At 33.3% G+C, this 24,633-nt stretch carries 27 protein-coding genes and 1 tRNA gene; 21 read left to right on the forward strand and 7 right to left on the reverse strand.

What is annotated here, in order from left to right:
- The first annotated feature begins 9 nt into the window (after positions 1-9).
- On the forward strand, positions 10-288 hold the full coding sequence (locus tag ABWU33_RS07130) for an HU family DNA-binding protein (RefSeq protein WP_211907712.1): 279 nt from the start codon (positions 10-12) through the stop codon (positions 286-288).
- Between the two features lie 43 nt (positions 289-331).
- Entirely contained in the window at positions 332-649 is a 318-nt protein-coding gene (locus ABWU33_RS07135; protein ID WP_214249966.1) for a cell division protein ZapA, read from the forward strand.
- Here ABWU33_RS07135 and ABWU33_RS07140 read toward each other — a convergent pair.
- Complete coding sequence (locus tag ABWU33_RS07140) at positions 627-893, reverse strand: succinate dehydrogenase assembly factor 2 (protein WP_211908755.1); 267 nt, start codon at positions 891-893, stop codon at positions 627-629. The two genes, ABWU33_RS07135 and ABWU33_RS07140, sit on opposite strands and share 23 nt — an antisense overlap.
- Before the next feature lie 99 nt (positions 894-992).
- On the opposite strand from ABWU33_RS07140, the gene rseP reads away from it, so the two are divergent.
- The 8 genes from rseP (at position 993) to ffh (ending at position 12,556) form a co-directional block, all read left to right on the forward strand.
- A complete protein-coding gene (rseP, locus tag ABWU33_RS07145) occupies positions 993-2,108 on the forward strand; it encodes an RIP metalloprotease RseP (RefSeq protein ID WP_250120231.1) in 1,116 nt (371 codons plus the stop codon).
- Positions 2,109-2,115: 7 nt separating this feature from the next.
- Positions 2,116-4,449, forward strand: a complete 2,334-nt coding sequence (bamA, locus tag ABWU33_RS07150) for an outer membrane protein assembly factor BamA (protein WP_264337807.1) — start codon at positions 2,116-2,118, stop codon at positions 4,447-4,449.
- Entirely contained in the window at positions 4,450-5,010 is a 561-nt protein-coding gene (locus ABWU33_RS07155) for an OmpH family outer membrane protein (RefSeq protein ID WP_211907708.1), read from the forward strand.
- A 4-nt stretch (positions 5,011-5,014) separates the two neighbouring features.
- Positions 5,015-5,446 (forward strand): 3-hydroxyacyl-ACP dehydratase FabZ, encoded by a 432-nt coding sequence (gene fabZ, locus ABWU33_RS07160; protein WP_211907707.1) that lies wholly within the window; start codon positions 5,015-5,017, stop codon positions 5,444-5,446.
- A gap of 45 nt (positions 5,447-5,491) precedes the next feature.
- Positions 5,492-8,563, forward strand: a complete 3,072-nt coding sequence (locus ABWU33_RS07165; protein ID WP_353280683.1) for a WPE palindromic element domain-containing protein — start codon at positions 5,492-5,494, stop codon at positions 8,561-8,563.
- 85 nt (positions 8,564-8,648) lie between these two features.
- Positions 8,649-9,050 carry a hypothetical protein gene (locus ABWU33_RS07170; RefSeq protein ID WP_211907705.1) on the forward strand — a complete coding sequence of 134 codons (402 nt, stop codon included), beginning with the start codon at positions 8,649-8,651 and terminating at the stop codon, positions 9,048-9,050.
- Between the two features lie 618 nt (positions 9,051-9,668).
- Positions 9,669-11,228 (forward strand): proton-conducting transporter membrane subunit, encoded by a 1,560-nt coding sequence (locus tag ABWU33_RS07175; RefSeq protein ID WP_353280684.1) that lies wholly within the window; start codon positions 9,669-9,671, stop codon positions 11,226-11,228.
- Positions 11,213-12,556 (forward strand): signal recognition particle protein, encoded by a 1,344-nt coding sequence (gene ffh / locus ABWU33_RS07180; protein WP_211907703.1) that lies wholly within the window; start codon positions 11,213-11,215, stop codon positions 12,554-12,556. Before ABWU33_RS07175 ends, ffh begins: the two co-directional genes overlap by 16 nt.
- 279 nt (positions 12,557-12,835) lie before the next feature.
- Here the strand turns inward: ffh and ABWU33_RS07185 are convergent, their stop codons facing one another.
- Both ABWU33_RS07185 and ABWU33_RS07190 read right to left on the reverse strand, forming a co-directional pair.
- Complete coding sequence (locus ABWU33_RS07185; protein WP_211907702.1) at positions 12,836-13,537, reverse strand: ABC transporter ATP-binding protein; 702 nt, start codon at positions 13,535-13,537, stop codon at positions 12,836-12,838.
- Positions 13,530-14,312 (reverse strand): MlaE family ABC transporter permease, encoded by a 783-nt coding sequence (locus ABWU33_RS07190; RefSeq protein WP_211907701.1) that lies wholly within the window; start codon positions 14,310-14,312, stop codon positions 13,530-13,532. The genes ABWU33_RS07185 and ABWU33_RS07190 overlap by 8 nt, the downstream gene beginning before the upstream one ends.
- Positions 14,313-14,543: 231 nt before the next feature.
- Between ABWU33_RS07190 and rpmF the strand changes: the two genes are divergently transcribed.
- The 4 genes from rpmF (at position 14,544) to ABWU33_RS07210 (ending at position 16,937) form a co-directional block, all read left to right on the forward strand.
- Positions 14,544-14,726 (forward strand): 50S ribosomal protein L32, encoded by a 183-nt coding sequence (gene rpmF / locus ABWU33_RS07195; RefSeq protein WP_006014434.1) that lies wholly within the window; start codon positions 14,544-14,546, stop codon positions 14,724-14,726.
- An 8-nt stretch (positions 14,727-14,734) separates the two neighbouring features.
- Entirely contained in the window at positions 14,735-15,772 is a 1,038-nt protein-coding gene (plsX, locus tag ABWU33_RS07200; protein ID WP_211907700.1) for a phosphate acyltransferase PlsX, read from the forward strand.
- On the forward strand, positions 15,762-16,721 hold the full coding sequence (locus tag ABWU33_RS07205) for a beta-ketoacyl-ACP synthase III (protein WP_211908754.1): 960 nt from the start codon (positions 15,762-15,764) through the stop codon (positions 16,719-16,721). The genes plsX and ABWU33_RS07205 overlap by 11 nt, the downstream gene beginning before the upstream one ends.
- A gap of 142 nt (positions 16,722-16,863) precedes the next feature.
- Positions 16,864-16,937, forward strand: a tRNA-Arg gene (locus ABWU33_RS07210).
- Positions 16,938-16,945: 8 nt separating this feature from the next.
- Here the strand turns inward: ABWU33_RS07210 and ABWU33_RS07215 are convergent.
- A complete protein-coding gene (locus tag ABWU33_RS07215; protein ID WP_250120234.1) occupies positions 16,946-17,896 on the reverse strand; it encodes a complex I NDUFA9 subunit family protein in 951 nt (316 codons plus the stop codon).
- Between the two features lie 48 nt (positions 17,897-17,944).
- Positions 17,945-19,321: a UDP-N-acetylmuramoyl-tripeptide--D-alanyl-D-alanine ligase gene (locus ABWU33_RS07220; RefSeq protein ID WP_211907698.1), complete on the reverse strand. Its 1,377-nt coding sequence runs from the start codon at positions 19,319-19,321 to the stop codon at positions 17,945-17,947.
- Between the two features lie 184 nt (positions 19,322-19,505).
- Between ABWU33_RS07220 and ABWU33_RS07225 the strand changes: the two genes are divergently transcribed.
- From ABWU33_RS07225 to mdh, 7 genes are read left to right on the forward strand one after another with little or no spacing between them, the layout of a single operon-like run.
- Positions 19,506-20,240, forward strand: coding sequence for a hypothetical protein (locus tag ABWU33_RS07225; RefSeq protein ID WP_264337802.1), 735 nt, complete (start codon positions 19,506-19,508; stop codon positions 20,238-20,240).
- Positions 20,241-20,243: 3 nt separating this feature from the next.
- Entirely contained in the window at positions 20,244-20,525 is a 282-nt protein-coding gene (locus ABWU33_RS07230) for a hypothetical protein (protein WP_041581354.1), read from the forward strand.
- Between the two features lie 6 nt (positions 20,526-20,531).
- On the forward strand, positions 20,532-20,900 hold the full coding sequence (locus tag ABWU33_RS07235) for an HIT domain-containing protein (RefSeq protein ID WP_006014413.1): 369 nt from the start codon (positions 20,532-20,534) through the stop codon (positions 20,898-20,900).
- Between the two features lie 17 nt (positions 20,901-20,917).
- A complete protein-coding gene (gene ndhC / locus ABWU33_RS07240; RefSeq protein ID WP_211907694.1) occupies positions 20,918-21,271 on the forward strand; it encodes an NADH-quinone oxidoreductase subunit A in 354 nt (117 codons plus the stop codon).
- A complete protein-coding gene (locus ABWU33_RS07245) occupies positions 21,262-21,765 on the forward strand; it encodes a NuoB/complex I 20 kDa subunit family protein (RefSeq protein ID WP_211907693.1) in 504 nt (167 codons plus the stop codon). Before ndhC ends, ABWU33_RS07245 begins: the two co-directional genes overlap by 10 nt.
- Position 21,766: 1 nt before the next feature.
- Complete coding sequence (locus tag ABWU33_RS07250; protein ID WP_250120238.1) at positions 21,767-22,342, forward strand: NADH-quinone oxidoreductase subunit C; 576 nt, start codon at positions 21,767-21,769, stop codon at positions 22,340-22,342.
- Between the two features lie 3 nt (positions 22,343-22,345).
- Positions 22,346-23,290, forward strand: a complete 945-nt coding sequence (gene mdh, locus ABWU33_RS07255; RefSeq protein ID WP_211907691.1) for a malate dehydrogenase — start codon at positions 22,346-22,348, stop codon at positions 23,288-23,290.
- 5 nt (positions 23,291-23,295) lie between these two features.
- Here mdh and ABWU33_RS07260 read toward each other — a convergent pair whose 3' ends face one another.
- The gene (locus tag ABWU33_RS07260) at positions 23,296-24,084 is read right to left on the reverse strand and encodes a TatD family hydrolase (protein WP_211907690.1); all 789 of its coding nucleotides are present in this window, start codon (positions 24,082-24,084) and stop codon (positions 23,296-23,298) included.
- Entirely contained in the window at positions 24,074-24,562 is a 489-nt protein-coding gene (locus ABWU33_RS07265; protein WP_211907689.1) for an RNA pyrophosphohydrolase, read from the reverse strand. The genes ABWU33_RS07260 and ABWU33_RS07265 overlap by 11 nt, the downstream gene beginning before the upstream one ends.
- Positions 24,563-24,633: the final 71 nt, after the last annotated feature.

Genomic DNA, 24,633 nt, shown 5'->3' on the forward strand with positions numbered 1-24,633 from the left:
TTCATATAAATGGCAACAAAATCTGATATAATAGCAAAAGTGGCAAAAAAACACCTTTTGTTAGATAAGGTCATTATAGCAGACATAGTTGATAGTTTCTTTCGAGTGTTTTCAAACACGTTGAAATATCATAATAGAATTGAAATCAGGGGGTTTGGTTCTTTTTCAATTAGAAGCTATAACTTGAAAGAAGCAAGTAATTTGACGTCACAGAAGGTTGCAAAACATCAATACTTTAAAACTTATTTTCGTAGCAGTAAAAAGTTATCCCTCTTGATAAATGAATGAAAATCTATATTGTAAATTTGAAAGTTGTACAATATAGCATCATATGCAAGTAGTAGAAATAGTTATACGTAATAACACATATAAAATATCTTGCGAAAGTAAAAAGAAGGACCATTTATTACAACTTGCTAATAGCTTCAACAAGCTAGTTAGCTCCATATCTCAAAGAACTGGAGGTAAGGGCTCAGATGCATTAAATTTCTTACTTGCAGCATTGACTCTCGAAGACAAAATTTTAGAATTAACAAAGCGATTAGACGAAATAAATCAAGAATGCAAAAAGTATAGGGAGGAAAAAAGAGTAGAATATGCTGAAGTATTAGATAGGGTAAACAAGATTATTGGGTGCATAAGTGATTAAAGCAAGCAATCAAATCGACTACCTCACTACTCAAATCAGGGGGGAGAAGTTTCTTACGAGTTATGTAACAATATAATTCGTAATCATCAAGATCAACTATTTTTTCGTATTCAATTAGTTCACTTAAGGAAAATTTATCAAGATATTTCAATGCAAAATGCCCTAAAAGTATATCAGTTTCTTTACAACCCCTATGCCAACTCCTATACATCAGTTTTCTTCTTAATAAGGAGATATCTATCATTGTCATTAAACTTTTTTTTAATTTAAAGACTAAACTAAATACTTGTCAAGCAAGGCGCGTTTTAATATACTCAATGTTTGATTAAGATTTAAAACATAGGTGGAATTAATTTCTCATCAACTTAGCGCTGGAATATATTATTTTTTATCGTTTTCTTTAATAATTTCTATCATAGTATTCGTGCATGAATGTGGGCATTATATTGTCGCTAAAGCATGCAAGGTTAAAGTTGAATCTTTTTCTATAGGCTTTGGTCCTGAAATTTTTGGTTTTAACGACAAGTCTGGAACTAGATGGAAATTAAGTGCCTTTCCATTGGGTGGCTACGTTAAAATGTTAGGGGATACTAATGCAGCAAGCGTTCCTGTTGATCAACAAAAATTAACTGAAGAAGAAAAATTATACTCATTCCATACAAAACCTCGATATCAAAAAGCAGCAATAGTTTTTGCAGGGCCTTTTGCAAACATGATATTTACCGTTATAGCTTTCACAATATTTTTCAGCGTGGCAGGTTATTATCGTACTCCACCAGTAATTGGTAATGTAATTGAAGAAAGTGCAGCAAAGCAAGCTGGCCTATTACCAGGTGACACTATTACACAGATCAATGAGTACAAAATAAAATACTTTGAAGATATTTCACGCGTGATAATGTCCAACCCTGAAACAAGAATAGAAATTAAGTATAGCAGAAATAACAAAGAGTACAGAACTATTCTAACTCCGTTTACAGTTGAGGATAGAGATGTCTTTGGTAACATAATAGAAAGAAAAACTATAGGAATTACCTCAATTAATATGATAGGGTTAAAACAGTCATCTTTTCTTGGAGCTGCTAGCCTATCAGTGAATGAAACCTACCACACTATGTGTTTAACAATCAAAGCACTCTTTCAAATTGTTGTTGGTAAAAGGAGTATAAATGAAATAGGTGGGCCAATAAAAATTGCAAAATATTCAGGGCAATCAGCTAAAAAGGGACTTATGATGGTTCTATATTTTATGGCAATTATTTCAGCTAATTTAGCTGCAATTAACTTGCTGCCAATACCACTACTAGATGGTGGGCATTTATTTCATTATATTATAGAAGCAGTTATACGTAGAGATTTGAGTTTGAAATATCAAAAATATGCAGTCACTTTCGGTGCTACCATATTGTTTTTGTTGATGGCAGTTGCAATCACAAATGATATTAGGCATCTTTTTTAAGATACATATGAAAAAGTTATTTCACATACTAATAATAATACTTATTTCTTTTCCCACTCTACTTGTTGCTCTAGAAAATAAAGAAAAAGTACAGATAAAAAATATTAAGTATATTGGCAATGAGCGAGTAAGTGATCAAACAATAAGGTTTTATACAAAATTAGAACCAGGTAGTCATATAAATGATGATGATGTAGATTCAGTTATAAAAGATTTATACAAAACAAAGTTATTTGCTAGTATTAACGCCTATATCGATGATGAAAAAAACTTAGTAGTAAAAATTCATGAGAACCCATTGATTAACAAAGTAATATTGAAAGGCAATAAGTTATTTAACAGTAAAGAGTTGCTAAATAACGTTATCCAGTCAAAATCACTAACTATTTTCACTGAAACAAAATTACAAAACGATTTAATAAATCTAGCTACTCTTTATAGGAACAGTGGTAAAATTGGTGTTAAAATTGCATATGAGCTAGATAAACTTGGTAGCAATAGGATAAACCTAATTTTTAAGATAAAAGAAGGAAGAACGTCTAAAATTAAGGGTTTACGATTCATAGGTAATAAAAACTTTTCAGCAAATGAGCTAGAGCAAGTTATCAAAAGGCATAGCAATGATATATTTAGTAAGTTATTTAGAGCCATTTTTAAAAGCGGAACTCATTATTCACCTCAATATCTACTGATTAACACAGAACTGCTTGATCGCTTCTATTCATCTAAGGGGTATATTCAAAATAATATCCAACCAATTGTTGAGGTTGATAATAACAACCAAATAGAGTTAACTTTTTTGATTGATGAAAAGCAGCAATACTTATTTGGAAATAATGAAGTTGATATTGAAACTGAGATTCAGGATTTAAGTTTAAGGGAAGAAATATTAGAATTTATCAAAGAGGAAAATAATCAAATATTTAATAGAGTTAAAATTAACAATACAGCAGAAAAAATAAGTAAACATTTAAACGAAAAAGGATATATATTTGCAAAAGTTAATCCAGAATATACACAACATAACAATATTGTGGATGTAACTTACAAAGTGCTACCAGGTAAAAAGATTTATATAAACCAAATTACTATTGATGGTAATGACCGCACTTTAGATAAAGTAATTAGAAGAAAACTTAGCATAGCAGAAGGCGACGCATATAACACATCTGACATTCAAAAATCACGTAGAAAACTTATATATAGCGATTTTTTTGAAACAGTAAAAATAAATAGTTATATAGTGGATGAAAATGCAGTAAATCTTGATTTAAATGTCAAAGAAAAAAGAACTGCCTCGTTATCTTTAACAGGTGGCATGTCCCTTCCTGGTGGAGTATTTGTTAAAACCGATTTCACAGATCGTAATTTATTTGGTAGTGGTAAAGAGGTATCTTTTGCTCTTGAAAAAAGTCAATATGTTCTTTCTACTAGTATAGACGCTGTTGAAAATAATTTTAACGATTCTGATACTTCACTAGGCATGAGTATTTTTTATGAAAAACAAGACAAACCAAACACTACTTTCGATACCTGCAACTGGGGAGGAATAGCAAAAGTATCATATAAAATCTCAGAAAATCTAACCAATTCCTTTCAATATTCTTATAAGTATAATCACATACACATGGACAATAAGGGTGGAAAAGATGAGGATATCTCTGAGATAATAAGAGATCAAGAAGGTGAGTATCAGGTTTCATCAGTGGGATACACGTTAGCGTACAATAAACTGGATAACCTCTATACTCCTAAAGAGGGATATTTATTGCGTTTAAGTCAGGATATTTCAGGATTATGGGGAAATGTAAATTTCCTAAAATCTGAATTCTTATCTTTTTATACACACCCTATATTAAGCAAAATTGATGATGATATAACATTGCGCTTTAAAGTAGCAGCAGGTCATATTTTTTCCTATACTAATAAAGAGCTCAACATTGGCCAGCACTTCTTTAAAGGTGGCAATGAGATTAGAGGATTTGACCTTTCCGGCATTGGACCAAGAGCAGAAGACAAAAATAAAAGCTCATTGGGAGGCAAAACTTATTTTAATTTAACACAGCAAGTAGATTTTCCACTATCTAAATTATACGACTATGCTGGTATCAAAGGCTCACTATTTGTTGACTATGCAACACTTTTTGGTTTAGATGAAAAGAAGGGATATAGTGGGAAATATTACGATAGTAAGCTTATAAGAGTATCACCAGGTTTTGGCTTTTCAATGCCTTCTCCTTTTGGTAGGCTGAGATTAGATTTTGGATTTCCTTTAGTAAAGGAAGCTTATGACATAATACCATCGACAAACGTTAAAATTTCTATTGAAGCGGGGATTTAAATGAAATATATACAGTTATTTACATCAGTTATTGCCTTAATTATTTCCTTATTTGTGGGGTATAAGTTTGTAGGGTATCAACCTCAGAGCGCGATTAATACAAAGGCTGCCATTATTGATAGTGACAAAGTTATCAATGAATCTCTGGCTCTGCAAAATATACAACAACAAATAAAGGAGCAGAATTCTAGATTACAGCAAGAATTTGAAAATGAGTTGGAAAAATTTAAGCCATCGAAAGAAGAATTTGACCTTTTGTCAGAAGAAGCAAAAAAAGAAAAGACGGAACAATTTAGTAAGCATACTGTAAGCGTTAGGGATAATTACGCCAAGAAAATGTCACATTTAGAAGAAAATTATCGAGAAGCAGTAGAAAGTGTCTTTAACAAGATAAAAGAAGTTGCTAAAAGAACGGCAGAAAAAAACAATATAGATTTAGTACTATTTATTTCAAAAAAGAATCAAGTTTTATACTCCATGGATGAAGTCGATTTATCGGATGTGGTATTAAAAAATGTAAACAAGGAAATACCTGAATTTGCTTTGCAAAGCATTGAGTAGGCTTATGCAATGTAATATCAATAATATTATAAAAATACTACCACATTCTTATCCTTTTCTCTTAGTAGATAGGGTTATAGAATGCGAACCTGGTAAAAGTATAAAAGCAATCAAAAATGTTACTTTCAACGAGCAATTTTTTATTGGTCATTTTCCTGGCCATCCGATAATGCCAGGAGTTTTGATAATTGAGTCTTTAGCTCAGGCATCTGCTATATGTGTTCTCGGTAAAAAAATAGTAGAAAATAAAGTTGTATACTTTATGTCCATTGAAAACGCAAAATTCAGAAAGCCAGTCACTCCAGGAGATACCTTAATTCTTCAATCTAACTTTGAAGGTTTGCGTTTAGGTGTATACAAATTTAAGTGTGTTGCATCTGTTGGAAAAGAAGAGGTTGCAGGAGCAACAATCTTAGCAAAACTGCAAGATAAATAAAATCTTCATCTATAAGAAACAGTATGTACACTGTATAGTATAAAGATGCAACTGAATTTCAAAATCTCATTTTCAAACTTATACACTCGTAGTGAATTAATAAAGTTAGATAAGGCGTTTTTGGATTACATAAAATCGTGCGATGAAAGCTTGTTTTATTCATTAGTTGAAGCAAGAGAAAAAGCAGCTTCTTCTTCGATGTCATCCCAGTGTTCATCCCAGTGCTTGACACTGGGATCCAGAAAACAAAAAGGATGGATTCCAGCTTGGATGAAAGATGGTTGTAATAGCCAGTTAATAATGGATCTCTCACATTTACTTGATGAATTTATTGCAAAATTTTTCAATATTGAAAAAGAAGTAGAAGAGTTAAAGGAAAAACACAATGACTTTGCTGTAATATACAGATGCAAAAGATTATTTGTTCAGCGTTATGCATTGAAGAAATACACTGATGTAGCAAATATTGATTATGTCACTAACAAATTAAATAGTTTCATTACTTTACCGACAACAGAAAAAAACTTTTCTGAGCAGGTAATGAGTTGGCTTGAAAATAAAGAGGATCACAAAGAAGAAATAGAACTTGCGGCTCAATATGCAGTTTGGAGAGTGAAAAATAAACAGAGTATACTATTTAGCATACATAAGAAAATTGATTACGAAAATCTCGTATCATTCTTGAAAAAAGAAGTAGATGAGGTTGAGGTTCTGTATTCAAATGAGGTGAAAAGAAGATATGGTTTTGATCTAACAAGCAAAAAGGTGAGTTTGAATAAAGCACTAGATAATGCTCACTACTGCATATTTTGTCATAAGCAAAGTAAGGACAGCTGCTCAAAGGGGCTAATCAATGATGACAACACTTTCAAAAAGTCTCCACTTAGAGTTGAGCTGCACGGCTGCCCACTAGAGCAGAAAATATCAGAAATGAATCTGGTAAAAAGCGAAGGATATAGCATAGCAAGTCTTGCAATTGTGATGATAGATAACCCATTATGTGCGGCTACTGGAAACAGAATATGCAATGACTGCATGAATTCGTGCATATATCAAAAACAAGAACCCGTAAATGTGCCAGCAATTGAAACAAGGATTCTAGATGATGTGCTTAGTTTACCGTATGGATTTGAAATATATTCTCTGCTTAGCCGTTGGAATCCTTTAAATTTTAAGCGTCCATTGCCAAAAGGAAACACTGGAAAAAACGTCCTAGTTGTAGGCCTTGGTCCTGCGGGTTTTAATTTAGCTCATCATTTATTAAACGATGGGCATAACGTTATCGCCATTGACGGACTAAAGATTGAAACTTTGATCGATAATTTACAGCTAATTAAAGGTTTTGAACACGAAAAATTGAGTGAACGCACGGCAGATGGGTTTGGTGGAGTGTCAGAATACGGCATTACTTCTAGGTGGGATAAAAATTACTTAAAGATTATTAGATTACTGCTGGAAAGACGTGAGAATTTTGCACTTTATGGAGGCATTCGTTTTGGCAGCACGATAACTGTTGATGACGCATTTAACTTGGGTTTTGATCACATTGCCTTGGCACTTGGCTCTGGTAAGCCACGAATGATCAAAATAAAAAACATACTAGCCCGTGGAGTGCGCATGGCATCTGACTTTCTTATGTCGTTACAACTGACTGGCGCTCTTAAATTTGATTCTATAGCAAATCTGCAAGTTCGTATGCCGATAGTTGTCATAGGTGCAGGACTCACTGCAATTGATACTGCTACTGAAGTTTTAGCTTACTATCCGATTCAAGTAGAAAAATTTCTTCTTCGTTATGAAATATTGGTTGATAAGTATGGAAAGAAATATGTCGAAAAAGATTGGAAAGAAGAGGAATATGAACTTGCAAATGAGCTGATATCGCATGCACAATTGATCCGAAAAGAGCAAGAATCAGCAAAAAAAGAGAATAGAGAAGCAAAAATATTGGAACTAATGCAAAGTCTAGGGGGAGTGAAAATTGTATATAGAAAAGAGCTAAAAGATTCACCAAGTTATCGATTAAATAGCGAAGAGGTGCAAAATGCACTATCAGAAGGGATTTACTTTATTGAAAACTTAGAGCCGATTGAAGTTGTAATAGATAAATATAACCACGCTGAATCAATAAAACTAATAGACACAAAATCTGATGAAATCAAGCATATAAAAGCACGTTCTATTTTTATAGCAGCAGGTACTGAACCAAATACAGTTATTGCAACAGAAGATAAAAAGCATTTTAAATTAAATAACGGATATTTTACTCATTTGAATTCATCGGGAAAAGAAATAGATCCTATCTTTTCTCCTAAGATGCGAGATAAAGATAGAATATTAGTATATAAGGAAGGCAATAAAACAATTAGCTTTTTTGGTGATCTTCATCCCTCGTATAGCGGCAGTGTAGTCAAAGCTATGGCAAGCGCTAAGAATGGTTACCCTATCATTTCTCAGCTTTTGAATAGAGTTAATAGCTTCATTTATGTCACTCCGGCTAGAATCTCGGAGTCACATGCACAATTGTATGAATGTTGTAATATAAGAGTAACTTTCACCAAAAAAGATGTCATTCCAGTGCCCAGACACTGGAATCCAGAAAACTTAATTTTGAATGAGTACACCAGATGGTTGTATAGTCAGAACTGGATTCCAGTGTCAGCTATTTGCACGACACCACCTGCTATGCGAATTACCTACAAATTGCAGCATTTGCACGCTAAAGCGTCACGCGCTGGAATAATATCAGAACACCTAGCTAACAAAGAATTTTTCAATAAAATCAAAGAGCAATTCACTGCAAAGGTTATAAAAGTTCAATATTTAACAAACAAAGTTGTGGAAATAGTGATCAAAGCACCACTTGCGGCAAAGAATTTTAAACCTGGACAATTCTTTAGGTTGCAAAATTTTGAAACCAATAGTAGAAAAGCCAATAATACAAACCTTGCTATGGAAGGTATAGCAGTAACCGGCACTGAAGTAGACAAAAAAAAAGGATTTATTTCCACTATTGTGCTTGAAACTGGCGGTTCCACTAATTTATGTAAATGTTTTAAAAAAGGTGAACAAATAATTCTTATGGGTCCAACTGGCAGTCCTACTGAGATTGGTTAAACCTATTTTGTACTAATTATACCATAATGTATATTATTTATTAATAAATCTATACTACAATAATGATTTTTATTAAGGTAGTATTATGACACATCAGTTAATATTCACACTTCCAAAAGAAAGCTACTCTATAGCTATAGGACCATGTTCTGCAAAAAGTAGAAAGTGTAAGGAGTTTATAGCAAAAAACGAAGACGTAGGTATGAAATTTCTTATTTCTACTAAAGATGATACTGGCAAAACAGGAAAAATGTCCCTTTGTAAAGATAATAACGGTCAAGATGAGTGTACAACATCCTACACAGTTCAATTTCCAGTAATTTATAATGATCTTTTTAATGATAGCTTGAGCTACGTAAGTGTTCTTTTGGATCATGATAAAGGACATTTAACTAGGATGCGCAATGAATTCGATAAATATAATATTGATTACACAGTTATGGACAATGATATAACACAGAATATGTTGTCAGAGGTTTTTATATAATCTAATTTTCATTATACAGCTACTCAGAGCTCTCTTGGTTCCATTATCTCTACTCGAATGCCGTCATTACAGTGCTTGATACAGGGATCTATAGATAAACAATTTAATATTCCACTACGTGTTAGCGGAACCTATCTATATCATTATCCAAAAAACATAAAAAACTAAATTAACGAAGAATTCTTTAATAGAATCAGATATTGCGAAGAGCATAAAAGTCGAATGAGTGCATTAAAAACTGGCAGATCCATTATATTTATGCAAATACTGAAGAGAAAGCGAGTAAATAACTCTCAACTGACAGACTTAATGAAGTTCTAGATATTAAAGTGATGCCAAACTTTATTTCAAAAAGTAAATAATTTACTAACGCTCGTGCACAAATTAAAAATAAATTATGCACGAGTGTAGCACTGTGAATTAGGAGTGCTATATTAAAGCTTACCTCACTATTAAAGCTATCGGTCAGATTAGATTAAAAACCTAATCTGACCGGTTTCTCTATAACCTTCTAAACCCTGATATAATTATATGGTAATTAGCTTAACTAGTGGTTAATATGCAAATTGATTTTATTTGTATGTTGAGGTAGCATAAACCATACTGTTTTACATCATTGTGCAACTTTATAAATTTTTATTGCTATTTCTATTGACTACATTAATAGTGATAGTCCTAATATTACCTGAAAATTTAGGTACTACACTGAATTGCTCTCATCCAGTTCTAAATTTTGATTTATCTTTTCGCATCGTACTAATATCTTTTTTATCAGTTGCATTTTTAGCTGTTCTACCAGTACAAAATTTGACTTTTTCAGAGATGCTATCTTTTGCTGCTTACACTATTAGTTCACTTTATGCAGTTTTATCTGAACATATGATATTGGTTATAATATTCTGTGAATTAATGACTGTCAGTGCATTTTTTACTATCGCATCTGGCTGTAGAGATAGTGGACCTGCAATAAGGTACGCTTGTGTACACTTTTTCGTTGGAGTTATATTAATAGTAGGATTGGCACTTCAAAGCACTAACCTGATAATTTTGGGTTTATTGATAAACTGCGCTTGTTTTCCTTTTTCGTTTTGGATTGTTGATGCATATCCTGCTGCATCGCTACATGGCACCACATATCTCTCTTTATTTACCACTAAAGTCTCTTTTTTAGTGATGCTTTTACACACTTATAACCTATGGCAAGATTGTACTGAAATATTAGCGCTTGTAGGCGCCATCACTGCAATTTACAGCATTATATTTGCTTCTCTTGAGCAAAATATTCGCAGATTTTTATGCTATAATGTTGTAGGACAAATGGGCTTGCTGATTATTGCAGGAAGTTTGCTCAGTCCTTCGGAAAAAGCAATACCAATTTTGATACTGCATATAATCTTCTCTCTTGTTTATCAATCATTATTGTTTGTGGTCAGTAATTCGATTATTTTACAAACAAAAACAATTAGTTTTAATGGAGTGGGTAAACTGATGTCATTGGAAGGCATGTGTGCTATAATCGCAATACTTACAATGGCTGCATTTCCTGGAACCGTTGGATTTATCAGTAAATCATATATCACAGCTGAAATTGAAATGAACACTGTTGCCTTAAAAGGGTATAAAAATTTATATAAGCTTCTAAATTTGCTGCTTCATTTAAGCTTGGGGCTAAAGTTTCTTTATTACTTATTTATTGCAAAAAGTAAGTCAAAACCTTTAGCAGAGAGGGGAAGCAAAATGACTATGATTATTTTAGCATTTATATGCGTAATCGCTGGCAATCCTTACTTACCTATTTACAATAAACCTTCGATTTTCGATTTTGTGTACAACACAAAAAATGTTTTGTCGCAATTTAATTTATTACTATGTACCACTTTATTGTTTATTCCTTTACGCAAGTTATTTTACCCGAGAGTAAATTTTAAAATGGATGTTGATTGGATTTTTAGAATTTTCATATCCTATATTATCTTGTTGTTCAATCAATTGGTCTTTAAAGTGAGAGAAATGTCTGCCAACGTACTGCAAAACTTGACTAATTCACTTACTAATTTATACTTTAATAATATTACTAAACTTAAAGAAGTGCTAAGTTATAACTCAGTAAGTTTTGTTTCAGCTTCTTCTCTCTTTTTAATGAGTATTCTACTAATGCTATTATGTTTAAATCGTTAACTGAAAGTTTAAATTCTGTATTTAGTAAACTGAGAGGAAAGTCGATCATTTCTGAAGATGATTTTAATCTTGCCATGCGTGAAATACGTATAGCTTTAATTGAAGCTGACGTTTCACTTGAAGTTGCAAAAAAATTCATCAACGACATTAAAGATAAAGTGATTGGGGAAAAAGTCATAAAAAGTGTTTCTCCAGCACAAATGATAATTAAAATTGTGCAGGATAATTTAGTTGCAGTTCTCGGATCAGAGAAAAGTGACTTAAATCTAGCAGTTAAACCCCCTGCTGTGATTATGATGGTGGGCTTACAAGGTGCAGGTAAAACAACTACCTCAGGAAAGCTTGCTTTAAAGCTAAAAAAGCAAAAGAAAAAAGTGATGCTTGCCTCTTTAGACATTTATAGGCCGGCTGCCCAGAAACAACTTGAGGTGCTGGGTAAACAGATAGACGTACAAACTTTATCTATAGTAATAAATGAGGAGCCTATTGCAATTACAAAAAGGGCACTGGCAGCAGCAAAGAACGATAATTATGATGTATTAATACTAGACACCGCAGGCAGGCTTCATATTGACAATAATATGATGAATGAGTTGAAAGCCGTAAAGGAAATAGCTTCACCTGCAGAAGTTATTTTAGTAGCCGACGCAATGATAGGCCAGGATGCGGTCAACATTGCCAAATCATTCAATGAGGTAATAGGTGTAACCGGCATTATTCTCACCCGTGTTGATGGTGATGCACGTGGTGGTGCTGCTCTTTCTATGAAAATGATCACCGATTGTCCAATTAAATTTATTGCTTGTGGTGAAAAATTAAGTGACCTCGATGATTTTTATCCCGATAGAATTGCAAAAAGGATACTTAGCATGGGTGATGTTGTATCATTGGTTGAAAAAGCTGCTGAGATTGTTGGTCAGGAAGAAATTGATAAGTTACAAAAGAAAGTAAAAAAGGGTAAATTCGACCTAAACGACCTAGTGGGAATGTTAAAAACTCTGAGTAAAATGGATGGCATTAGCAACATAATGAAATTCATCCCTAGTTCATTCACAAAAAAGCTAAGTAGCAGTGTGCCAGACGACAATAAAGTGAAAAAATATATAGCCATCATAAACTCAATGACCGAAAAAGAAAGGCAAAATCCAGATATTTTAAATGGCAAAAGAAGACTTAGAATTTCTAAGGGGTCCGGAACAAGTGTAACTGACGTTAATCTTCTAATTAAGCAGTATAATCAAATGAGCTCTATGGTGAATAAGTTCAGTAAAGTTGACCATAGTAAACTCAAAGAATCTGATTTGATGGATATGCTAAGCAGAAAGTAAGTCAGCAGGTAGTGGAATGAAATAAAATCATCAGTTGTAATTGCTGTTGAATAGTAAAGTATATTATTTTAGCGTGAAGTAATAAATTCAATAAATTTCTTCAGTTGGAATTGGCATGATAATAAAAATTGATACAAGTTACTTTATCTATATTTAATGCGCTGTTTTATAGCTAACACACTATACCACCGTAGCACTACACTAGTAACAGACCGAAGGTTGTCGATATCTCAAGTTAGGCTAGTTACAGCATCCACAATATCGTTTGTAAACCTGTAGCTATATACAATAAATGAACTTTTTTATATATTCGTTGTTAGTATTTTGTATTTCCTGAACAGTTCCGTGAAAAATGATCTCCCCTTCATATAATACTGCTATTTTGTCAGCTATTTTAAATGCACTATGAATATCATGTGTAATCGTGATAATTGTAGGACGAAGATCTTGAGATAATTTTATTATTATCTCGTTTACTACATCTGACATGATTGGGTCTAATCCTGAAGTTGGCTCATCCAATACAATAATTTCTGGGTTGTGTGCAATTGCTCTTGCAAGTGCCACTCTTTTCTTCATTCCACCTGATAGTTCTACTGGAAACATTTCTGCTATGTTTTCTTCCAGTCCAACGTCATTTAACTTCTCGATTGCTAGGCGTTTTGCCTCCTTTATGCTGATATTAAAGCGTTTTTTATAATTAAAAGATATATTTTCCCACACTGTAACGTAGTCAAACAAAGCGGAATTTTGAAATAAGACTCCAAATTTATTTTTGCTTTTACTATTTATTTTAATAGACCCTGAGTCTGGTGTCAGTAATCCAATAATTATTTTTGTTAATACAGATTTACCACTTCCTGAGCCGCCAAGTATGACTAATGATTCTCCTTTCGATATATTGAAAGTTATGTTGTTTAATATCGTTCTATCATCAAAGGATAAGCTTAGATTCAATATTGATATTATGGGGCTATGCATGTATTAAAGTAATTAAGTAATTTGCTAAAATTATCAATATAGAGGATATAACAACAGTTGATGTTGTTGCAATACCTACTCCTCGTGCACCTTCCCTACAATGGTAACCGTAATAACAACTTGAAACAGAAATTATGGCGCCAAAAGCAGTCGCTTTCATTAGCCCAACAATAAAATCGTACATATTAAAGAATTGAGCTGTATATTTTATGTATATATTTAAATTGTGGTTAAATTCAAAGACTGCGGTGACATACCCTCCAAATATTCCTATTAGATCTGCACATACTGTAAGTATTGGAAATACTATAACTGACGCTAGAATTCTTGGTACAATTAAATATTTGAAAGGATTGATGTCCAAAGTTGTAAGTGCATCTATTTGTTCAGTGATGCGCATCGTGCCAATTTCTGCTGCAATTGAGGACCCAACCTTTCCTACCATTATTAAGCTGATCAAAACTGGCCCTAACTCTTTAATGATAGTAACCGTAACAAGTTTAGGTACTACTTGTTCTTGATTAATCAATATACCACTTAAGCTACTCTGTAAAACTATCACTGCTCCTATAAAAACTCCAGTGAGCCCAACAATTGGCAAAGAGAAAAAGCCTATCTCTATAATTTGTCTTGCCACATTGCTAAAATAATATGGAGGAATAAAGCAGTGGTATAGAGATTGAATAAAAAATACAAATGCGTTACCAATCCTCAACAGAAAGTTGATAAAGCATCTACCGATTATTCTAACGCTGTCTATATTAAAGGAACTCACTTTACATTTATCTTAGCTAAAATTAGTTTTACTGATTTTATTAAAATTTTTATTAACTTCGCCAGAGTATAGTCAAGATATGTCTTAAGTTCAATATACTTTGATCAAAATGCTTGAGTTTAAGTTTATAAGAGTGAATTGTATAAGAAAACCTTACTTATTTCGCTATTTACTTCTTGTAAAAAACATGCTACTAATAAATTGTGTTATATAATTGAATTGGAGTAAGTTTTGGCAGTTCCGAAGAGAAAAAAGTCAAAATCAAGGCGTAATATGCATCGTTCTCATCATGCTATTAAGCCTAAGAATATTGTGGTATGTGCAACAACTGGAGAATTCATGTTGCCTCACAACATAGCAGTTGACAATAGTTACAAAGGAAAACGTGTTTTCATTAAACAAAAGGCGGAGTAACTCATGATATGTTACCCACGGTCAACAACAACATAGTTATTGCACTTGATGCTATGGGAGGGGATTTTGCACCTTTTTCCGTAATTCAGGGTGCTAGTTTTTTCTTGGATAATCTTGTTGACCCAGGTGTTGAAGTTTTTTTTCATATTTATGGAGATCAGAAAGAAATATCTCCTTTGCTTTCAAAATACAAAAAAGTAAGCGATAGCTCCGAATTTACCCATTGCTCTGATAATGTTCTTCCAAATGATAAACCCTCTTTTGCACTTAGACATCGCAAAGATTCAAGTATGAAGGCAGCTGTTGAAGCAGTGAAAAAAGGTAAAGCTTTTGGGATGGTGTCTTCAGGCAACACTGGAGCATTGATGGCTATCTCCAGATTTATTTTAGGAACATTACCCAATATCTATCGTCCTGCTATTGCATCTGTCTGTCCAACTAAGACAAAAAGCTTTGCATTGCTTGATCTTGGTGCAAATGTTGACTGTAATACTGACTCATTATTTCAATTTGCATTAATGGGGAGTATATTTGCAAAAATAGCATTAAAAGTTGAAAATCCTGAAGTCGCTTTGCTAAACATTGGTACAGAGGAAGTGAAAGGTACTGACTCAGTAAGAGGAGCTTTTGAGTTACTCAAAAATGCTCCAAGTATTAACTTCAAAGGATATATAGAGGCAAGTGAATTTTTAGATGGTAATATAGACGTAATTGTTGCTGATGGTTTTGTTGGTAATGTAATGCTCAAGACAGCTGAGGCAACTGCTGGTACTTTTATCAGTCTAATAAAACAGGAAGTATTTAATTCATGGATGACAAAAATGCTTGTCGGCATATTGTTGAAACCCAAGCTAAATAAAGCATTAGAGCGTTTTAATCCTAAAATTAGAAGTGGAGCTATGTTTTTAGGGCTAAATGGTATCATTATAAAGAGCCACGGAAATTCTGATGCTATTTCTTTTGCTCACGCTATAAAATTTGCAGTAAATGCAATCAGTGAAAATTTGAACCAGAAGATAATTAACGGGGTAAGTCATATTAAATAAAAGTTTCATATTGAGCACTGGTTCTTACCTACCAAAAAAAATTTTGAGTAATAACGAAATTGCATCGATAGTTGAAACAAACGATGAATGGATAAGGCAAAGAACAGGAATAGTTCAAAGACATATAGCAGATGAAGGAGAATTAACGTCAGATTTAGCTGTTAATGCAGCGAAAAATGCTATAGAAAAAGCGAAAATTTCAATAGATGAAATTGGTTTGATCATAGTTGCAACAACAACACCTGACAAAACTTTTCCTAGCTGTGCAACGATTATACAAAGTAAATTAAAGTGTAAAAACGCATTTGCTTTTGATGTACAGGCAGCATGCTCTGGTTTTATATATGCAGTTACAGTTGCTGATTCACTTATAAAGTCTAACGATAGAATTAAATACGCGCTTGTTATTGGTGCTGAAATAATGTCTAGGATTGTTGATTGGGAAGATAGGTCAACTTGTGTACTCTTTGGTGATGGTGCTGGTGCAGTGATAATGAAATCAGAAATGAGTAGCAGTAGCATTATATCAACAAACTTACACTCTGATGGCAATGTGGACTTATTATGTACAAACGGAGGAATATCCTCTACTCGTGATTCTGGAAAGATACTTATGAATGGAAGAGAAGTGTTTAAACATGCAGTAGAGAAATTAACAGCCTCAGTAGAGGAAACTCTAAAATGCAATAGTTTGAAGATTACTGATATTGACTGGTTAATTCCCCATCAAGCAAACATTCGCATTATTGAAGCAGTAGTAAAGAAATTAGATTTTCCTATAGAAAAAGTAATTAATACAGTTGATAAGCATGCAAACACCTCAGCAGCGTCAATTCCACTAGCCTTAGACTATGCAGTACAAGAATCAAAAATAAAGTCAGGAAATCTGATATTGCTGATTTCAATAGGTGCAGGCCTGACCTGGGGTTCTGTGTTACTGCGCTATTAGACTTCCTATTACCCACGCTTCTTTTTTCTCAGTTTTATCGTTACATGCTGTACTGACAAAGTTTTGAGATATTATCACAAACATTATATTCACAAGAAATACTTGACTTCACGTGTACTAAGAAGCATTTTATACATGATGTGTGCCCGTAGCTCAGTTGGATAGAGCAACAGCCTTCTAAGCTGTGGGTCGTAGGTTCGAATCCTACCGGGCACATTCTTCTATCAACGCTTTCTATAAATTTTCAAGTATTCTGGTACCACATTTTCAATTGCTAGTGGTCTAATTTTCATTGTTCCGAGATCATCTGACTTTTCGATTGAACTATTCATCATAACTTTCACCTGATCTCGAGTAAGTATAGGGCTTGCATCTCCGGTTATAGGTTTTAACAGCACAGAAACAACTTTACTTTCTAAGAAAAAGGCTATCAATCTTGCCATTGGAAAAGGTACATTGATCAGTAGACACTTTCTGTTAGTCACATTCAGAATAAACTTTAATAAGCTTTTAAAAGAGTAAACTTTTGGTCCACCTATATTATAAATTTTTTTATCTTGCTTATTAAAGCTGATAATACGATATACCACTTCAGCTAAGTTTGTTACACATATCGGCTGAAATTTCGTTATTCCACTACCGATTAACGGCAAAAAAGGAAGAATTGTTGCTAATCTTGCAAATTTATTGAAGAAACTATCTTCTTTACCGAATACAAGACTTGGCTTAATTATTATTGCTCCCTGAAATGCTGAAGTTACAGCTTTTTCACCTTCTAATTTACTTTGGGCGTATCTTGACAGCTTACTATTTTCTATTCCCATGGCAGAAAAATGTATCATCATGTATACACTTTTTATTTGCGCAGCTTTTGCTATTCTTTCAGCTACTCCAACATGAACGTCATAGAAATCGTGCTTTCTTGTCTCATATAGTATTCCTACTAAATTTATAACAACATCACATCCCTCCATACTTTCTAAAATTGATTTTTCATTAAAAAAATCTCCTTCAATTATTGATATTTGTCCTAAATTTCCACATAACTTCAGACAAGCAGCTTTTTCCTGATCACGAGTAAATATTCTTATTAAATACCCCGCCGCTGCCAAGCGTCTTACGATGTGTTTTCCTATAAATCCCGTTCCACCAAAAATAACTATACGTTTTATCACAGTTAAAACTTCCAATAACTTAACTTTAAATTAATACAATAGTTTTATTTAATATTCTATTGTGAATTCCTGCATTATAAGGTCCATTCTCATTCCATGAGAACCTTTAACTAAAATTACATCATTACCTTGAACAATATTAGCTAAATTACTTTTCAATTTGTTAGAATCATCGAAATGCATGCCTTTTATATTCTCCGGTAAAAGTTTATTCAATTCTAACATAAATTTACCAACCGTATGAACTTTATTCACATTTTGTTCTACTATAGAGTCAAGCAATTCTGTATGAAATACTATGCTTTCATTACCAAGTTCTAACATATCGCCAAGTAGTGCCACTTTTCTTAAATTAGAATATGTACCTAAAGTTCTTATTGCAGCCTTCATTGAAGTAGGGTTAGCATTATAGGAGTCGTTAATCAAATGTACTAATTTTCCATTGTATTTAGCTTGATGAACATTACCTCTACCTTCTGTTACAGTAAAATTCTCAAGTGCTAGTGGTAATTTAGATAAATCAAGTTCGAGACTTTGCAAAACTGCTGTAACAACTAATGCAGAGTATGCAAAATGTTCGCCTTTTACAGGTAAATTACAGTTCATAATTTGACCACTGTTCAGTTTGATTTTTAAATTTAGACCGTTATCGTCTCTTATTAGGTCTAACAAACAAACAGTAGCACTTTCATTCTTACCAAAGCTTACTACATTTCTGTTAGCATTTGATAAGAGATAATCATAATGTTCATTATCCTTATTCAAAACCAAAGTACCATTATTTTTCATACCATGTAGAATTTCTAATTTCGCTTGCGCAATATCAAGTAGAGATGAAAAATTTTCAACATGCGCAGGTTCAATGTTGGTAATAACTGCAATATCCGGATTGCTAATCTCCGATAACTCTTTTATTTCACCAGCTCTACTCATTCCTATTTCAAGGATTAAGTACTGGCAGTCTTCTGGCGCTTTTAGAATCGTAAAAGGCAATCCTATATTATTATTCAAGTTACCTTCATTTACATGAGATACTCCATAATGCAACAAAACAGTGTTAAGCATATCTTTTGTAGTGGTTTTCCCAACACTACCTGTAATTGTGATAACTTTAGCATTAACAAGAATATTTCTAATGTAATATGATGCCATATTATGCAAAGCTTTTAGAGTATCTTGCACAATAATTAGAGGAAAATTTCTATATTTATCTTCGCTTACTACCGCAGCAACAGCTCCTTTTAAAAATGCTTCATGTAGAAAATCATGCCCATCAAATTTCTTTCCCTTGAGAGCAATAAATAAATCACCTTTTTTTATGCTTCTTGTATCCGTTGAAATATTTGAGCTATATACCGAATTACAAACACCCTCCCCTCTTCCGCCAGTAGCATCGATAATATTATTTGCGTTCCATTTTAACATAATTTATCTTTAAAGGTAATTTGAACAAGAAAAGCAGCAAAAATACTACATACTTTGGTAATGTACAAATAATGATTGCTATTTCTATAATTTCATCTTATAATAGATATACAAGCTTAAATATTTTCGTCTATAATTGGGTGTATTTTACTATCTGATTGTAGAAAGTGACTTGGAGGTATGTATGGCAAAAGATGAGTCAAATAAAAAGTCTATTTTGGCTAAGATAAAAGGTGTGTTTTTTCTTGTGCCTAAAGCACTTATTTATCCTATAAAGAAACCTTTTGCTTCAATTGATGAAATGAAGCATGATGCTAAAGTTTCATTAAAAAACGCTGTGAGTGATGTACCTAAAGAAGAAGAGAAATATGACCCACCTATAAAAACCACAGAAGCTAGTAAGTACCTTGGCATACAAATAACAAAACAAGAAAAAGGTAAGGTAAGTTTTTTAGCGTCAAGAACTTTAACGGGGAATATACCTTACTTGAGTCCAGAGAAATTAGATGAAATAAGGGAAGATCTGCCCAATATAACTATTTTTAGAGAAGAAAACAAAATTGTAATTGAAGTTGATGTTGAAAAGATTATCCAAGAAATAAAAGATAAAAATCTAGGTATGGATGAAAAAGTAATGAAAAAGTACGCTCTTGAAGGAATTTATAATAAGATTGATTGTGATCTTAAAAATTTGGCAAAAATTACTGGTGGAGAGTTTAAAGTTCACACAGATCGGAAATTGCTGTATGGTATTGCAGAAAAGTTGTATAGTGGATATGATAGTAAAAAGCAGAAGTCACAGGAAGTTGTAAGGCCTATGGATAAAGAAAAGTCATCAGAGAAAATTTTAAATAATTGGCAAAAAGCTATTAAACAAGATTTTGAAAGTTGCGAAAGCATAAGAGGTAGGGGGAAATAAATTATGGAGAGTGTTATGAAAGAAGTTCAAATAGAGGAAAGGTATCATAGCCTAACTGTTCCTGGAGATATGTATCATTTACAACCAGAAGTTATTGCTGCAAGAAGGGCAAATAGAATAGAAACGTTTTCAAAAAGACACCAAATGGACTATGGGTCAGTTTTGCGTGGACAAGATATACAGCTAAAAGACGTTTCAAGTCTTGAAGATGCTTCTAGCGAAGCAGCAATAAGCCCACCTTCTACACCAAATCATAAGCAAAATAGAAGAGGACCAGGAATTTAATAAAGTATGGGTAGTACAGCTTATGATGACACTAATATCTTTGCTAAGATATTAAGAGGTGAGTTGTCTTATGAGGAAATACATAAAAATGAAAATGTGCTAGCTTTTCGTGATAAGTATCCTGATGCACCAGTTCATATTCTAGTTATACCAAAAGCTCAATACGTTTCATACGATGATTTTGTTCTGAAAGCTTCCGAAGAGGAAATAGTAAGTTTTTTTAAAACTGTTAGAGAAATAGCACATAAATATAACTTAGAAAAAACAGGATATAGATTAGTTACTAATCACGGTAAAGATGGAGAGCAAGTTATACCGCACTTTCACATACATATTTTAGGTGGTAAAAGATTAGGAAAGCATGTAAATTCATAGTGTTATATGTTTTTTAAATGAGTGAATATTTAACCATATTAATTTTTATCTGTGTATCAATTGTAGTATCCTTTACTTTAGGTGTATTACCTATGTTTCTTGCAGTCAGTAACCCAGATGGTGAAAAGCTTTCTACATATGAGTGTGGCTTTAATCCTTTATCAAGAGCCAGAAAAAGTTTCGACATAAAATTTTACTTAGTTGCAATATTGTTCATAATATTCGATTTAGAAATTGCTTTTCTTTTTCCTTGGGCCGTTTCTTTATCTAAAATAAGCTATTACGGATTTTGTTCTATGATGATATTCCTTGCAATACTTACTATAGGCTTTATTTATGAGTGGTGTAAAGGTGCGTTGGAATGGGAGTAAATTTATCTAATAGCGATTGGAATCGTTACAAAAAAGAAGGTTTTCTTATCACTAAATTTGGCGATTTAATAGATTATATAATGAACTGGGCAAGGTCTGGTTCATTGTGGCCAATGACATTTGGTCTTGCATGTTGCGCAGTAGAGATGATGCACACTGCATCCAGTCGTTATGATCTTGATAGATATGGCATAATCTTTCGTGCAAGCCCAAGGCAAGCAGATGTTATGATTGTTGCTGGCACGTTAACTAATAAAATGGCAGCAGCATTGCGTAAAGTTTATGATCAAATGGCGGACCCCAAATACGTCGTTTCTATGGGAAGTTGTGCAAATGGCGGTGGCTATTATCATTATTCTTACTCAGTAGTCCGTGGTTGCGATAGAATTGTGCCAGTTGATGTATATGTTCCTGGATGCCCTCCAACTGCTGAGGCGTTACTATATGGAATGCTATGTCTACAAAATAAAATAAAACGAACTAAGAATATATAGCATGGATAAAACTGCAAAATACATACAAAAAAAGACTAAATGTGAATGTATTCAGAAAAATGATGGCACTATTGTAATATATTCAGCTTTGAATGACATTGAAAATCACTTACTCTTTCTACGTGATGATGAAAAGTGTAGGCTTGAATTATTAGTTGACGTTTTTGGAGTTGATTACCCAGATAGAAAAAAACGTTTCGAGCTAATATACAATTTGCTCAGCCTTGTGCACAATATCAGAGTGCACATAAAGCTTCAGTTATGTGAAGATGATATACCTCTAAGTGCAGCAAAGATATTTAACGCAGCTTCGTGGTTTGAGCGTGAAGTATTTGATATGTATGGAATAGAGTTTTCTAATCACCCAGATTTACGTAGGATTTTAACGGATTATGGATTCAAAGGTCATCCAATGTTAAAAGATTTTCCTCTCACTGGCTACGAGGAAGTAAGATACGATATAGAGGCAAAAAAGGTTGTATATAATCCTATAGACTTACCGCAAGATTTTCGTATGTTTGACAGCTTATCCCCTTGGGAAGGTAGTAAAGCCACAAAAGTAAATATAAAGGAGTAGAAAATGACAGCACAAAGAAAAAAAATATCTTTGATTGGTGCAGGAAATATCGGTGGGACTCTTGCCCATATGATTGCACTAAGAGAACTAGGAGATGTTATTTTGCTTGATGTAAGCGATGGAATACCACAAGGTAAAGCACTTGACATTACAGAATCATCTCCTATTGATCGATCTAATGTCAATATTACTGGTACAAATAGGTATGAAGATATAAAAAACTCTGACGCAATTATAATAACTGCTGGCATTGCCAGAAAACCTGGAATGAGCAGAGATGACCTTCTGCAAACTAATGCTGCAGTAATGAAAGAGGTTGGGGAAAATATTAAAAAACATTCTCCAAACGCATTTGTAATAGTGGTTACCAATCCTTTAGATGCTATGGTTTCAGTAGTATACAAATCTTCAAGCCTGCCAACTAATATGATTGTTGGTATGGCAGGAGTGCTTGACTCTGCTCGTTTTCGTTATTTTCTTGCAAGTGAGTTAAATATTTCTGTCGAAGATGTATCTGCTTTTGTGCTTGGAGGACATGGTGACACTATGGTACCACTAATCAATTATGCTTCAATTGCTGGCATTCCACTTACCCAAATCATTGAGATGGGTTTGATTACGCGAGGAAAAGTTGATGAAATAGTTGAGCGCACTCGTAATGGTGGAAAAGAAATAGTTGATCTACTTAAATCTGGATCTGCATACTATGCTCCTGCATCTTCAGCCATAAGCATGCTAGAATCATACTTAAAAGATAAAAGGCGTATATTACCATGCGCTGCTTATCTTAATGGTGAATATGGTGTGAAAGACTTATTCATTGGTGTTCCTACTATTATTGGCAAAAATGGAGTTGAGAAAGTTCTAGAAGTTAAAATGAACGATAGTGAACAAGAGATGTTTTATAAATCTGTAAGTGCAGTAAAAGAGCTCTGTCAGCTAAATTAATTGCCCTATAGAATTTCTTTGAGCTCAAGCTTCGAAAACAGTCTAAAAAAATTATTTGTAGTTATTTTTGCTACTTGTTCCGACGATTCATTCCATAATTCTGCTAAACAATTCACAACATATTTCACCATTGCCGGTTCATTTTTTCTTCCTCTGTAAGGCTCAGGAGATAGATAAGGTGCATCAGTTTCAACTAAAACACGCTCACGTGGCACATTTTGTGCAATTTCTCTTAGTAAGTTCGCATTTTTAAAAGTAATAATTCCAGAAAATGAAATGTATAATCCCAAGTCCATAGCCTTATAAGCAAGCTCTTTAGAAGAAGCAAAGCAATGCATTACTCCACTAAAAGCGTCCTTCTTCATTTCTGAATTTAACATATCAATCATCTCACTATCAGCATTTCTAGTGTGAATAACTAAAGGTAATCCTGTTACTTTTGCCGCTTCTATATGTGATGCAAAACTTTTTTTTTGATTGCTTTTGTTATCAGATTTATAAAAATCTAATCCAGTTTCACCGATACTAATTACCTTTTTGCCCTTAGTAAATTCAATCAATTCATCAGCATTTATACACTCACCTTTTTCCACATTAGTATCAAGCGGATGTATACCAACGGAGCAGTAGACTTGATCATAGGATGAAGAGATTTTTAATAATTTAGGGATATCATTAATGCTTATACATATGTTATGCAAAATTCTCACACCATTTTGCTCTGCTCTTGAAATTACCTTTGGTATTTCATCATCAGAAAAATAAATTAGATGACAATGAGAATCAACTATCATAAATAGATCCTTTTATGATAGAAGAAAACTCTTCTATCACTTTTTTATAAACTTCTTTTTTGAACGGTATGGCACTGGCTACCAAATCATCCACATTTTGCCAACGCCACTCTTTGAACTCTGGATGATCAGTATAGTTAATATTAATATCCTTATCCTTCCCACAAAATTTCATTAAGAACCACCTTTGCTTTTGGCCAGAATATCTCCCATTCCAGCATATCGGTATAACTTCCTTGGGTAAGTTGTAATATATCCACTCTTTATTTTGAGCCACAACTTCTGCTTCATCAGTACCAACTTCCTCCAATAGCTCACGTAGCGCTGCCTGCTCTAGCTCTTCACCTTCATCAACTCCTCCTTGTGGCATCTGCCAATAAGAGTCACTATCAAAACGTTTTCCAATAAAAATATTTCCCTGTTTGTTAAATAACATTATGCCAACACAAGGGCGATACTCTTTCTCCTCACTAATCACAAATACTCTCTATTGCTAAATTATCTATCATAGAAGTTCCAACTACTTTTTTACTATTCATTTTTTCAACA

Origin of the sequence: Wolbachia endosymbiont (group B) of Cyclophora punctaria, from assembly GCF_964028235.1 — a bacterium.
In the GTDB taxonomy this organism is placed as follows: domain Bacteria; phylum Pseudomonadota; class Alphaproteobacteria; order Rickettsiales; family Anaplasmataceae; genus Wolbachia.